Source organism: Actinoplanes sp. NPDC049668, from assembly GCF_044465445.1.
In the GTDB taxonomy this organism is placed as follows: Bacteria; Actinomycetota; Actinomycetes; order Mycobacteriales; family Micromonosporaceae; genus Actinoplanes.
Map to the genome: position 1 here is coordinate 948,738 of NZ_JBITLR010000001.1, position 12,222 is coordinate 960,959.

Below are 12,222 nucleotides of genomic sequence, written 5' to 3' on the forward strand. Positions count from 1 at the left end.
GGGGCTTCGTCCGGCGGGTCCGGCTGGCTAACGCAGACCGCCGAGCGGATAGTCCCGGCGACGCTGCCACGGACCCTCGCCGCCGTGCGTGAAGAGGGTGAACGAGCCGACGTCGAAGCGGGCGGAGAAGCCGGCGAGCTCCTCGAACACCGCGTCGAGGGCGTCGCCCGACACGTCCTGCGCGACCGTGACGTGCGGGTGGTACGGGAACCGCTGGTCGCGGTGCACCCCGTCGGCGGCGGCGATGGCGCCCGCGAGCAGCTCGCACTCGCTGATGCCGACCGCGAGGGTCACGAAGACGACCTCGGTGATCGGCCGGAACGTGCCGGTGCCGCGCAGGTGGATGGTGAAGGGCCGCTGCGCCGAGGCCACCGCCTCGAGGTGCTTCTCGACGGCGGGCAGCGACTCGGTGACGATCTCGGTCGGGCCGAGGAGCGTGACGTGCGCCGGCGTGTACGCGGCCTGCGGATCACCCGCCTCGGCCCGGCGCCGGGTCAGCTGCGAGCCCCACGGCTCGGGGATGTCGATCGCGACGCCGATGCGCGTCGTGCCCTCGGCCACCTGGGTCAGGCCCCGCGCGCGGGGCTGAGGAAGCCGATGTGCTGGTACGCGCTCGCCAGCGTGACCGCCGAGACGGCGCGCGCCTTGTCGGAACCGACCGCGAGGATCTTGTCCAGGTAGCCCGGGTCCTCGAGGTAGGCGCGGGTGCGCTCCTGGATCGGCTTGACGAACTCGACAACGATCTCGGCGAGGTCCTTCTTGAGGTCGCCGTAGCCGCGGCCGTCGTACTGCTCGAGCAGTTCGTCTATGGTCCGGCTGGTCAGCGCGGCGTAGATGGTCAGCAGGTTGCTGATGCCGGGCTTGTTCTCCTCGTCGTAGAGGATCTCGCGGCCGGTGTCGGTGACCGCCGACTTGATCTTCTTGGCCGAGCGGGCGGGATCCTCGAGCAGCTCGATGATGCCGTTCGGCGACGACGCGGACTTCGACATCTTCGACGTCGGGTCCTGCAGGTCGGTGATCTTCGCGGTGTCGCGCACGATGTAGGGCGACGGCACCGTGAACGTCTGTCCGAAGCGGGTGTTGAAGCGCTGCGCCAGGTCGCGGGTGAGCTCCAGGTGCTGCCGCTGGTCCTCGCCGACCGGCACGGCGTCGGCCTGGTAGAGCAGGATGTCCGCCGCCTGCAGGATCGGGTAGGTGAACAGCCCGACGCTGGTGGTGTCGGAGCCCTGCTTCGCCGACTTGTCCTTGAACTGGACCATCCGGCCGGCCTCGCCGAAGCCGGTGATGCAGCTCAGCACCCAGCCGAGCTGGGCGTGCTCGGGCACGTGCGACTGCACGAACAGGGTGCAACGCTCGGGGTCGAGCCCGAGGGCGAGCAGCTGCGCCACCGAGAGCCGGGTGCGGGCGCGCAGGGCGACCGGATCGTGCCCCATGGTGATGGCGTGCAGGTCGACGACGCAGTAGAAGGCGTCTGCGGTCTCCTGCATCGCGACCCAGTTCCGGACCGCGCCGAGATAGTTGCCGAGATGGAAGGAGTCGGCGGTCGGCTGGATGCCGGAGAGCACCCGAGGACGGTGGTCGGCGTCGGACATGAGCGCCATTGTGTCAGTCTCGGCTGGCTTTCCGTCAAACGCCCGGCTACCGATAGTCTGATGTTTGAATCTGTTGACTTTTGAGCGTTCTTGGTGGAAAGTTAAGCTAGAGTCCCGCGTCCGTCAACGCACCCCGCCACGAAAGGTCACGACGTGAAACTGCTCGTCACGGGAGGCGCCGGCTACGTCGGCAGCGTCACCAGCCGGCTGCTGCTCGACGCCGGACACGAGGTCACCGTCTTGGACAATCTCAGCACCGGCTTCCGCGAGGCGGTCGCACCCGACGCCACGTTCGTGCAGGCGGACATCGCCGAGGCCGGCGGCGTGCTGACCCCGGACGCGGGCTTCGACGCCGTGCTGCACTTCGCGGGCCTGATCGCCGCCGGCGAGTCCATGACCAAGCCGGAGCTCTACTGGGATCACAACGTGGTCCGCTCCCTGGCCCTGCTCGACGCCGTCCGGGCCGCCCGCGTGCCCCGCTTCGTCTTCTCCTCCACCGCCGCCGTCTACGGCAACCCTACCGAGCTGCCGATCACCGAGGGCGCGGTGAAGGCGCCGACCAACACGTACGGCGCCACCAAGCTCACCTTCGACCACGCGCTGACCTCGGAGGCCTTCGCGCACCGCCTCGCCGCGGTCTCGCTGCGGTACTTCAACGTGGCCGGCGCGTTGATCCGCCCCGACGGCACCGCCATCGGCGAGCGCCACGACCCGGAGACCCACCTCATCCCGATCGCCCTGCAGGCCGCCGCGGGCAAGCGCGACAAGCTGCAGCTCTTCGGCGACGACTACCCCACCGTCGACGGCACCTGCGTGCGCGACTACATCCACGTGCAGGACCTGGCCCGGGCGCACCTGCTGGCGCTCGACGCGGCCACCGCCTCCGAGCACCGGATCTACAACCTCGGCAACGGCAACGGCTTCTCCAACCGCCAGGTCGTCGAGGCCGTCCGCGAAGTCACCGGCGCGGACCTGCCGGTCGAGATCGCGCCGCGCCGCGACGGCGACCCGGCCACCCTGGTCGCGTCGTCGCAGCGGGCCCGCGAGGAGCTCGGCTGGGTGCCGGAGAAGAACACCCTGAACGACATGATCGGCGATGCCTGGGCCTTCTACCGCAGCCACGTCGCGTGATCTGATCGTCGCCATGACTGACGCCTCCGCAGCCTTCGTCGCCGCGTTCGCCGGCGAGCCAACCGGCCGCTGGGCGGCGCCCGGGCGGGTCAACCTGATCGGGGAGCACACCGACTACAACGACGGCTTCGTGCTGCCGTTCGCCCTGCAACAGCGGGTCGTCGCCGCCGCGGCCCGGTCGAGCGAGCCGGGCTGGACGGTGTGCTCGGACTTCGCGCCCGAGCCCGTCACCTTCACGTCCACCGAGCTCGGCGCCGTCCAGGGCTGGGCGGCGTACGTGGCCGGGGTGGTCTGGGCCCTGCACGACGCGGGCTTCGAGGTGCCGCCGGCCCGGATCGCGATCTCCTCGGACGTGCCGGTCGGCGCGGGCGTCTCCTCGTCGGCGGCCCTCGAGTCGGCGGTGCTCACCGCGCTGGTCGACCTCGGCGGCCTCGACCTGCCGGTTGCGGAGCGCCCGGCGCTGGCGCAGCGGGCGGAGAACGTCTACGTCGGCGCGCCGACCGGGATCATGGACCAGTCGGCGTCGATCCGCTGCGAGCAGGGCCGGGCGCTGTTCCTGGACTGCCGGTCGCTCGAGGTCGAGCAGATCCCGTTCGACCTGGCCGCCGCCGGCCTGGCCATCCTCATCATCAACAGCAACGCGCCGCACCAGCACGTCGACGGCGAGTACGGCGCCCGCCGCCGCTCGTGCGAGGAGGCGGCGCGGATCCTCGGCGTACCGGCCCTGCGCGACGTGCACCCGGACGAGCTGGACGAGGCGCTCACCAAGCTGGACGACGAGGTGATGCGGCGCCGGGTCCGGCACGTCGTCACCGAGGACCAGCGGGTGCTGGACACGGTCGGACTGCTGCGCGCGGGGCGGATCCGGGAGATCGGGCCGCTGATGACCGCGTCGCACGCCTCGATGCGCGACGACTTCGAGATCACCGTCCCGGAGGTGGACGTTGCCGTGCGGGCGGCGCTGGCGGCGGGCGCGTACGGCGCCCGGATGACCGGCGGCGGCTTCGGCGGCTGCGTCCTGGCCCTGATCGACGCGGACCGGGCGGAGGCGACGACGGCGGCGGTGGAGCACGCATACGCCGAACACGGCTTCACGGCACCGACCACCTGGTCGGCCACCCCCGGCCCGGGCGCCGCCCGCCTGCCCTGACCGGCACAGCGCGAACTAGAACGTATGTATGAATTGCCTGATCAACCGCTTGCTGCGTCGTTGCGATTTTCGCAAGGACCACATACTGTTTTCGCATGGCGGTAAGTTCCGAAACGCTCATCTCGCGAATTCGCTCGGCCATGAACAGCGCAGGCCTGAGTCAGCAGAGCCTGGCTCAGGCCATCGGCATCGATCCGTCCGCCTTGTCGAAGGCATTGGGCGGAGTCCGCAACTTCAAGTCGCTCGAGGTGGCGCTGATCGCGGAGCGGCTCGGCGTTTCCGTGCAGTCGTTGCTCTCGGATTCGGCCGAGCCGACCGTGGCGGTCGCCGCAAGGGCCCAGCCCGACACCAGCCCGGCGCTGATGTCGGCGCTGGACCGAAGTCGCTTCCTCCTGGAGCTTGAAAGACTGCTGGCCGACCTTGGCTTCGGTTGGTCAGCGAGTCTTTGCGACTCCTCGGGTCTGGACGGCCAGGCCTACGCACAGGGCGCCGAGCTGAGCAGGCGGACCCGGGCCTGGATGGGCATCGGCGACGACGACCTGCCCTACGAGCTGACCGAGCTTTCCGACCTGCTGGAGCAGAAGCTCGGGATCGACATCGGCTTCGAACCTCTGCCGACGGGCCTCGACGGCTTGTGCGCAACCTGCGGCGGGTTCCGGCTCGCGCTGGTGAGCAGCAATATCGCCGCGACCCGGCAGCGCTTCACGCTCGCGCACGAGCTCGGTCACCTCGTCGCAGGCGACTCGCAGGATCTCCTGGTGGACGAGGACGTGTTCGGCCGCAGGACGCCGGAGGAGACGCGAGCCAACGCCTTCGCCGCCGCCTTCCTGATGCCGGAGGCAGCGATCCGCGCCGCGGTACCGCACGGCGGTGCCTCCGAGGAGATCGTGGCGCAGTTGCTCGGCCGGTTCGGCGTCAGCCTGGACGCCCTGGCATTCCGCCTGCACAACGTGGGTGTGGTGAATGCGGCCGGCCGCGATCGCGTCCGGTCCATGTCGTCCAACCGCATTGCGCTCCGCAGCGGGAGAGCAAGCGATCTGCAGGCTCGGGGCGACCGGCGCGCACCCGGAAACCTCCTCGATCGCGCGATGGAGGCCTACTTCCAGGGACGGATCAGCGTTCGCCCGCTGGCGGAGCTACTGGCCATCGACCCGGAACTCCTGCTGGCGGAGCTCAGACCCCCGACGGAGGTCACGGCCGACGAGACCGCCGACTCCATGGAGTACAACCTTTGAACTCCCGCATCGGCGACGTCTACTTCGACGCGTGCACGCTGTGGAACTTCGCGGCGGTCGACCGCCTGGACCTTCTCGAGGGTCGATACGGCCACCGAGCCCGCTGGACGGAGACGGTTCAATGGGAACTGCGGCGGAGCCTGCCCTTCACGCCCTACCTGCAATCGGTGCTCGGCGCCGGGTGGCTCGGTGAGCCGGTCGAGATCGGCGGAACCACGGCCGCCCTCATCGAGATCGACAACATTCGGCGCGCACTCGGGGCGCTGCCCGGAAATCCGACGAAACACCTGGGCGAGGCCGAGATCATTTACCACCTCCAGTACGTCGACCGGGGCGCCTTCTTCCTGACCGACGACCAGCCGGCGCTGGACTTCGCGAGGCGCCGCGGCTTGGCCGGTTTCGACACGTGGCGGATTCTGGAGGAGTGCTTCGCCGTTCACGAGGTCGGCTGCCCCGAGGCGTTCGACCTGCTCCGCCAGATGTCGTCCGCCGAGCGCGGCGTGCGGGTGCCGGCGAGCCACATGCAGGTGTGCCCAAGCTGAAACGCGTCACCCCGCCGGGCCGTGGCCGGGCGGGGTGACGTTGCGATCCGGGTATCTACTGGGCTTCGATGATCATTCCGGCGCCGACGGTGCGGTTGGTCGCCTCGTCGATCAGGATGAAGCCGCCGGTGGTGCGGTTGCGGCGGTACTCGTCGGCGAGCAGCGGGACCGTGGTGCGCAGCTTGACCCGGCCGATCTCGTTCAGACCGAGCTGCGGCGCGCTCTCGTCGCGGTGCAGCGTGTTCACGTCGAGCCGGTACTGCAGGCCGCGGACCACCGTGCGGGCCGTGCGGGTGGTGTGCTTGATGGTGTACTTCGCGCCGACGCGCAGCGGGGCGGTCTCGTCCATCCAGCAGACCATCGCCTCGATGTCCTGGGCGACCGTCGGCGCGTTGTGCGGCCGGCAGATCATGTCGCCGCGCGAGATGTCGATCTCGTCGGTGAGCCGGACCGTCACCGACATCGGCGGGAACGCCTCGTCGACCGGGCCGTCCGCGGTGTCGATCGCGGCGATCCTGCTGGTCATGCCGGACGGCAGCACCATCACCTCGTCGCCGGGCTTGAGCACGCCCGAGGCGACCTGGCCCGCGTAGCCGCGGTAGTCGGTGACCACCGTGGACTGCGGACGGATCACGTACTGCACCGGGAAGCGCACGTCGACCAGGTTGCGGTCCGAGGCGATGTGCACGTGCTCCAGGTGGTGCAGCAGCGACGGGCCCTCGTACCACGGGCTCTTCTCGGAGCGGGAGGCGATGTTGTCGCCCTCCAGCGCCGAGACGGGGATGACGGTCAGGTCGCCGATCTCCAGCTTGGCGGCGAACGAGGTGAACTCGTCGGCGATCTTCTCGTAGACCTCGCGGTCCCAGTCGACCAGGTCCATCTTGTTGACGCAGAGCACCAGGTGCGGCACCCGCAGCAGCGAGGTGAGGAACGCGTGCCGGCGGGACTGCTCCACCAGGCCCTTGCGGGCGTCGACCAGGATCAGCGCCAGGTCCGCGGTCGAGGCGCCGGTGACCATGTTCCGGGTGTACTGGATGTGCCCCGGGGTGTCGGCGATGATGAACTTGCGCCGCGGCGTCGCGAAGTACCGGTACGCGACGTCGATGGTGATGCCCTGTTCCCGCTCCGCGCGCAGCCCGTCGGTCAGCAGCGCCAGGTTGGTGTACTCGTCGCCACGCGCGGCGCTGACCGCCTCGACCGCCTCGAGCTGGTCGGAGAAGAGCGACTTGGTGTCGTACAGCAACCGGCCGATCAGGGTCGACTTGCCGTCGTCGACGCTGCCGGCGGTCGCGAACCGCAACAGGTCCATGCTGCGGGCGGCAGCCTCGTCGGACTCCAGAACTGCCTGACTCATCAGAAGTAGCCTTCCCGCTTACGGTCTTCCATCGCCGCCTCGCTGACCTTGTCGTCGCCCCGGGTCGCGCCGCGCTCGGTGATCCGGGTCGCCGCCACCTCGTCGATGACCTTCTCGACCGTGTCGGCCTCCGACAGCACCGCCGCGGTCTGCGACGCGTCGCCGACGGTGCGGTAGCGCACCCGGCGGGTCTGCACACTCTCGCCGGACCGGGGGACGATGAACTCGTTGACCGCGTAGAACATCCCGTCGCGCTCGACGACCTCGCGGTCGTGCGCGTAGTAGATGCTCGGCAGCGACAGCCGCTCCTTGGCGATGTAGTGCCACACGTCCAGCTCGGTCCAGTTGGAGAGCGGGAACACCCGGATCGACTCGCCGGGGTGGTGCCGGCCGTTATACAGCGACCACAGCTCGGGGCGCTGGTTCTTCGGGTCCCACTGGCCGAACTCGTCGCGGAAGCTGAACATCCGCTCCTTCGCCCGGGCCTTCTCCTCGTCGCGGCGGGCACCGCCGAACAACGCGTCGAAACGGTACTTTTCCACCGCCGCGAGCAGCACCGGCGTCTGGATCCGGTTACGGGTGCCGTCCGGCAGCTCGCGCACCACACCGGAGTCGATCGCCTCCTGCACGCTGGCCACGACCAGGTTCAGGCCCAGCTCGGCGACCCGGGCGTCGCGGTAGTCCAGGACCTCCGGGAAGTTGTGCCCGGTATCGACGTGCATCACCGGGAACGGTATCCGCGCCGGCGCGAACGCCTTCTCGGCGAGGCGGAGCATGACGATCGAGTCCTTGCCGCCGGAGAAGAGCAGCACGGGCCGCTCGAACTCCGCCATGACCTCACGCATGACGAAGACGCTCTCCGCTTCGAGAGCGTCGAGATGCGAGACGCGGTAGGGCTTTGTCTGGCTCATCGGTTCCAGACCTTTCGGGTGTCGGCCGAGCTTTTGCGCGGGGGTCAGGTTACGGGAGGTGACGCTGCAGCGCTGCAAGCAATCGGGGAGCGAGGTCCTTGCGACAGACCACCAGATCCGGCAACTTAGGATCGGCCTGGTTGTATTTCAACGCAGTCCCGTCGATTCGGGAAGCATGTAGCCCAGTGGCCGACGCCACAGCCACCGGGGCGGCGCTGTCCCACTCGTACTGCCCGCCCGCGTGCACGTACGCGTCGGCCTCGCCGTTGATCACCGCGGCGATCTTCACCCCGGCCGAGCCCATCGGCACCAGCTCGGCGCCGATGTCCTCGGCGAGGGCGGTGACGAAGGCCGGCGGCCGGGTGCGGCTGGCGGCGATCCGGATCGGTCCGCCGGTCGCGGCCTCCAGCGGCAGCGGCGGGTACGCGGGCGGCAGGTCGGTGGCGAGCGTGCGGTGCCGGGCCGGCATCGCGACGGCGCCCGCGGCGAGGCAGCTCGGCCGCGAGCAGTCGGCGGTCCAAAGCGCCACGTGTACGGCCCAGTCGGTGCGGCCCTCCTCGGAGAACTCCCGGGTGCCGTCCAGCGGGTCGACGATCCAGACCCGGGAGGCGTCGAGCCGGTCGGGGCGGGCGGCGGGCTCGCCGTTCTGCCACGCGACGCGGGAGTGGTCGTCCTCCTCCGACAGCACCGCGTCGGCGGGGCGCCAGCGGGCCAGCTCGGTGCGCAACAGCTCGTGCGCGGCCTTGTCGCCGGCCGCCTTGAGCGCCGCGCCGTCGGCGTACCCCATCTCGTCGCGGACCCGGAGCAGCACCTGGCCGGCGCGGTCCGCCAGCCAGCGCGCGAACGCCGCGTCGATGACCGGCGGCGTGCCGCCGTCGGCGACCGCGTCGCGCTGACCGGTGACGCGCGCCGACGTCCTTGTCTGCTCGCCCATCGTCTCGCCTCTCATAGATGTCAGTACGCTCCGGATGAGCGAACAACCGCCGTCATGGTCCGCAAAAGGATCACCAGGTCCAAGCTGAGCGACCAGTTCTCCACATAGCGAAGGTCCAGCCTGACCGCCTCCTCCCAGGGCAGGTCCGATCGTCCGGAAACCTGCCATAGACCCGTCATGCCCGGCTTTACCGCGAGCCTGCGGCGCACGTCGTCGGCGTAGGCGGCCACCTCCTCCGGCAGCGGCGGCCGCGGTCCGACCAGCGACATCCGCCCGGACGCCACGTTGAGCAGCTGGGGGAGTTCGTCCAGCGAGAACCTGCGCAGCCACCGGCCGATCGGGGTGACGCGCGGATCGTCACGGATTTTGAAGAGCACACCGTCGTGCTCGTTGAGATGCCGGAGCTCGGCCAGCCGGGCCTCGGCATCGACGTACATGCTGCGGAACTTGAAAATGCGGAACTCGGACCCGTCACGCCCGACCCGCACCTGCCGAAAGAGTACCGGCCCGCGTGATGTCAACCGGACGCAGAGTGCGACGGCTAACAGCAGCGGCCCGAATACGATGAGCAGGGCGAGGGCGCCGAAGCGATCGAAGAGGTCCTTTACGATGCGGGCGCCGCCGTGCAGCCGCGGGTGCTCGACGTGCAGCATCGGCAGGCCGTCGAACGGCCGGATCGTGGTACGCGCGCCGGCCACGTCGACCAGCGCGCTGGCGACGACCAGATCGACCTCGTCGCGCTCGAGGCGCCAGGCCAGCCGGCGCAGCACGGTGCCGTCCAGCTCCGGGCAGCTCAGCACGACCACGGTGTCCGCGTCCGCCAGGTCGACCGCGCTCGCGACGTCGTCGAAGGTGCCGAAGACCGGCAGGTCGATCACGCCGTCGTGGCCCGGCGGCAGGCACGCGCCCACCACCTCAAGGCCGTGGTACTTCTCCCGGCGCAGCTGGCGGGCGGTGCCGATGACCGACAGCTCGTGCCCGACGACCAGTACCCGGCGCAGGCTCTCCCCCCGGGCCCGGGACATGTGCAGCCGCTTGCGCAGGGCGAACCGGAGCACGACGGCCGCGCCGATCGCTGTGGGCAGCGCCACCAGGACGTAGGAGCGCGCGAGGTCGAGATCCAGCGCGTACGAGAAGACGGCCACCCCCGCGATCAGGCCGACGCCGCCGCGGAGCACCCGCTGGTACTCGTCGGTGCCGACGAACAGGAACCGGCGCTCGTACGCCCGGCTCACCACCAGCACGGCGAGCAGCACCACCGGCAGCAGCGCCGACAGCAGCAGGTACCAGCGGTTGTAGGTGGTCACCTCGTCACCGAAGCGCAGCCCGAACGTCATCACGCCCGCGGCGATCCCGGCCAGCAGGTCGCACGCGACGAGGGTGCGCACGTACCGCCGCTCCCAGCACTGGCGCCGGGACATCGCCGCGTGCCGGCCGCGTACCCGGATGAAGGGCCTGGTGGCCGGCCGCGCGGCGGACGAGCGGTTGGGCTCGGTCGACCAGAGCCGGTCGATGGCCTGGTTGCGGGCCTGCTCGGTGAGGATCAGCCCGCCGGCGCCGGCCAGCGGCGCGGCGTTGTCGCCGGCCTCGCCGCCCTGCCGGACCGGCGAAACGACCTTGGCGTTGCGGGACCGGTTCGGCAGCGGCCGGTGCGCGCGCGGGCCCTGGTTGGTCGGCGGGTGGTTGGCCGGGCCGTGGTTGTCCGGGTACTGCTCCGCCTGCGGGGCGTCGCGCACCCGCACCGTCGGCAGCAGCACCGTCGGCTCGTCAAGCGCCGCCTCGTGGCCCTCGGACAGGTCCTGCTGCATCCGACCTCCCCCGTACCGGTACGTGTCAGCACCGTTTCGGTGCGCTACGTGACCAACGCGCCAAGCCGGGCCGCGTCACGGGATCAAAAGGCGGACAAGACGGATGAAACGATCTATTTGATTCGCCTGCTTTTCATCAACTTCCGTGGTATTTGTTCTGCGCCCACTCCACGCCCTCGAGCACGACCGCCTCCACCACGTCGGCGGCCCGGTCGACGAGGAAATCCAGCTCCTTGCGCTCGGTACCGGAGAAGTCCGAGAGCACGTAGTCCGCCGGATCCTGCCGGCCCGGCGGGCGGCCGATGCCGACGCGGACCCGCGCGTACTCCTTGCTCGCCAGCGACCTCGACATCGAGCGCAGCCCGTTGTGGCCGCCCTCGCCGCCGCCGCGCTTCGCGCGCACCTGCCCGTACGGCACGTCCAGCTCGTCGTGCACGGCGATCACGTGCTCCACCGGCACCTTGAAGAACTGGCTCAGCGCCGTCACCGGCGCGCCCGCCAGGTTCATGTACGTCAGCGGCTTGGCCAGGATCAGCTTCGGTCCGCCGAAGCCGAGCCGGCCCTCGGCGACCTCGGCCACCGCGCGCTTGTGCCGGCCGAACTTGCCGCCCAGCCGCGATCCGAGCAGGTCGGCGACCATGAACCCGACGTTGTGCCGGTTGCCGGCGTACTCCCGCCCGGGATTGCCGAGGCCGACCACCAGCCACGGTGCGTCGTCGGTCATTACTGAGCCCCCTCTGTCGGCCCTTTACGAAAAGAGGGAAAGTGCCGGCCGGCACTTTCCCTGCAGATCGCGGTTCTTCGGGTCAGGAAGCGGATTCCTCGGCAGCCTCGGTCTCGGCGGGCTCGGTCTCGGCGGCCTCGCCGGTGTCGCCCTCGAGCTGCTCGGCGGTCTGCGCCGCGGTGACGATCGCCAGCACGAAGTCGGTGTCGACGGCGAGCTCGGTGCCCTTCGGCAGGGTCACGTCGCCGGCGGTGATCTGCGAGCCGGCCTCCAGGCCCTCGATCGAGACCTCGAAGCCGCTCGGCAGGTGCATCGCCTCGGCGACGACGGCCAGGGTGTTCGACTCGTTGACGACGAGGGTGTTGCGGGCGGCGTCGCCGACCAGCGTCACCGGGACGTCGACCTGGACCTTCTCGCCACGCTTGACGATGATCAGGTCGACGTGCTCGTAGGTGTCCTTGATCGGGTCACGCTGGATCGCCTTCGGCAGGGCCAGCGTCGCGCCGGTGCCGCCGACGACGTCGATCGTGAAGACCTGGTTGAGGCCGCCGTGGCGGATCGCCGCGGCGAACTCACGGGCGGGGAGCGCGATGTGGACGGGGGCTTCGCCGTGGCCGTACAGCACGGCGGGCACGAGGCCGGCCCGGCGCGTGCGGCGGGCACCACCCTTGCCGAACTCGGTACGGGGCTCGGCGCTGATCTTTACCTCGGACACGGGGAAACTCCTGAAAACGTTGGGCGGCGTGAAAGTCGGCGTGCTGCGGGCAATCGGCGCTCGGCGAAGGGGCGCGCGGGCACAGGCCCGGAGCACCGCGTCGATCACGGTGCCTCAAGCGAAATC

The 12,222-nt window shown here is 70.2% G+C and carries 12 protein-coding genes; 4 read left to right on the plus strand and 8 right to left on the minus strand.

The window, feature by feature from the left end:
- Positions 1-27: 27 nt before the first annotated feature.
- Together ACIBSW_RS04370 and trpS are read right to left on the minus strand one after the other, a co-directional pair.
- Positions 28-570, minus strand: a complete 543-nt coding sequence (locus ACIBSW_RS04370) for a 2'-5' RNA ligase family protein (RefSeq protein WP_404799251.1) — start codon at positions 568-570, stop codon at positions 28-30.
- On the minus strand, positions 567-1,592 hold the full coding sequence (gene trpS, locus ACIBSW_RS04375; RefSeq protein WP_354717508.1) for a tryptophan--tRNA ligase: 1,026 nt from the start codon (positions 1,590-1,592) through the stop codon (positions 567-569). Before trpS ends, ACIBSW_RS04370 begins: the two co-directional genes overlap by 4 nt.
- A 153-nt stretch (positions 1,593-1,745) precedes the next feature.
- Between trpS and galE the strand changes: the two genes are divergently transcribed.
- The 4 genes from galE to ACIBSW_RS04395 all read left to right on the plus strand — a co-directional run bounded on the left by galE (position 1,746) and on the right by ACIBSW_RS04395 (position 5,650).
- Positions 1,746-2,723, plus strand: coding sequence for a UDP-glucose 4-epimerase GalE (gene galE / locus ACIBSW_RS04380; protein WP_354717510.1), 978 nt, complete (start codon positions 1,746-1,748; stop codon positions 2,721-2,723).
- Between the two features lie 13 nt (positions 2,724-2,736).
- On the plus strand, positions 2,737-3,873 hold the full coding sequence (gene galK, locus ACIBSW_RS04385; RefSeq protein ID WP_354717512.1) for a galactokinase: 1,137 nt from the start codon (positions 2,737-2,739) through the stop codon (positions 3,871-3,873).
- 95 nt (positions 3,874-3,968) lie between these two features.
- On the plus strand, positions 3,969-5,108 hold the full coding sequence (locus tag ACIBSW_RS04390) for an XRE family transcriptional regulator (protein WP_354717514.1): 1,140 nt from the start codon (positions 3,969-3,971) through the stop codon (positions 5,106-5,108).
- Positions 5,105-5,650 carry a hypothetical protein gene (locus ACIBSW_RS04395; protein WP_354717516.1) on the plus strand — a complete coding sequence of 182 codons (546 nt, stop codon included), beginning with the start codon at positions 5,105-5,107 and terminating at the stop codon, positions 5,648-5,650. Before ACIBSW_RS04390 ends, ACIBSW_RS04395 begins: the two co-directional genes overlap by 4 nt.
- 55 nt (positions 5,651-5,705) lie before the next feature.
- Here the strand turns inward: ACIBSW_RS04395 and cysN are convergent, their stop codons facing one another.
- The 6 genes from cysN to ACIBSW_RS04425 all read right to left on the minus strand — a co-directional run bounded on the left by cysN (position 5,706) and on the right by ACIBSW_RS04425 (position 12,096).
- Entirely contained in the window at positions 5,706-7,004 is a 1,299-nt protein-coding gene (cysN, locus tag ACIBSW_RS04400; RefSeq protein WP_354717517.1) for a sulfate adenylyltransferase subunit CysN, read from the minus strand.
- Positions 7,004-7,915 (minus strand): sulfate adenylyltransferase subunit CysD, encoded by a 912-nt coding sequence (gene cysD, locus ACIBSW_RS04405; RefSeq protein WP_354717519.1) that lies wholly within the window; start codon positions 7,913-7,915, stop codon positions 7,004-7,006. Before cysD ends, cysN begins: the two co-directional genes overlap by 1 nt.
- A 49-nt stretch (positions 7,916-7,964) precedes the next feature.
- On the minus strand, positions 7,965-8,849 hold the full coding sequence (locus ACIBSW_RS04410; RefSeq protein ID WP_354717520.1) for an inositol monophosphatase family protein: 885 nt from the start codon (positions 8,847-8,849) through the stop codon (positions 7,965-7,967).
- Between the two features lie 20 nt (positions 8,850-8,869).
- Positions 8,870-10,657 (minus strand): sugar transferase, encoded by a 1,788-nt coding sequence (locus tag ACIBSW_RS04415; RefSeq protein WP_354717522.1) that lies wholly within the window; start codon positions 10,655-10,657, stop codon positions 8,870-8,872.
- Between the two features lie 136 nt (positions 10,658-10,793).
- Positions 10,794-11,381, minus strand: coding sequence for an aminoacyl-tRNA hydrolase (pth, locus tag ACIBSW_RS04420; protein ID WP_354717524.1), 588 nt, complete (start codon positions 11,379-11,381; stop codon positions 10,794-10,796).
- Positions 11,382-11,463: 82 nt separating this feature from the next.
- Complete coding sequence (locus ACIBSW_RS04425) at positions 11,464-12,096, minus strand: 50S ribosomal protein L25/general stress protein Ctc (RefSeq protein ID WP_354717526.1); 633 nt, start codon at positions 12,094-12,096, stop codon at positions 11,464-11,466.
- Positions 12,097-12,222: the final 126 nt, after the last annotated feature.

Excerpts from the sequence above, each read along its gene's own strand:
- trpS (WP_354717508.1), bottom strand. The coding sequence starts at position 1,592 with ATGTCCGACGCCGACCACCGTCCTCGGGTGCTCTCCGGCATCCAGCCG.
- galK (WP_354717512.1), top strand. The coding sequence starts at position 2,737 with ATGACTGACGCCTCCGCAGCCTTCGTCGCCGCGTTCGCCGGCGAGCCA.
- ACIBSW_RS04415 (WP_354717522.1), bottom strand. The coding sequence starts at position 10,657 with ATGCAGCAGGACCTGTCCGAGGGCCACGAGGCGGCGCTTGACGAGCCG.
- cysD (WP_354717519.1), bottom strand. The coding sequence starts at position 7,915 with ATGAGCCAGACAAAGCCCTACCGCGTCTCGCATCTCGACGCTCTCGAA.
- cysN (WP_354717517.1), bottom strand. The coding sequence starts at position 7,004 with ATGAGTCAGGCAGTTCTGGAGTCCGACGAGGCTGCCGCCCGCAGCATG.
- ACIBSW_RS04390 (WP_354717514.1), top strand. The coding sequence starts at position 3,969 with ATGGCGGTAAGTTCCGAAACGCTCATCTCGCGAATTCGCTCGGCCATG.
- ACIBSW_RS04410 (WP_354717520.1), bottom strand. The coding sequence starts at position 8,849 with ATGGGCGAGCAGACAAGGACGTCGGCGCGCGTCACCGGTCAGCGCGAC.
- pth (WP_354717524.1), bottom strand. The coding sequence starts at position 11,381 with ATGACCGACGACGCACCGTGGCTGGTGGTCGGCCTCGGCAATCCCGGG.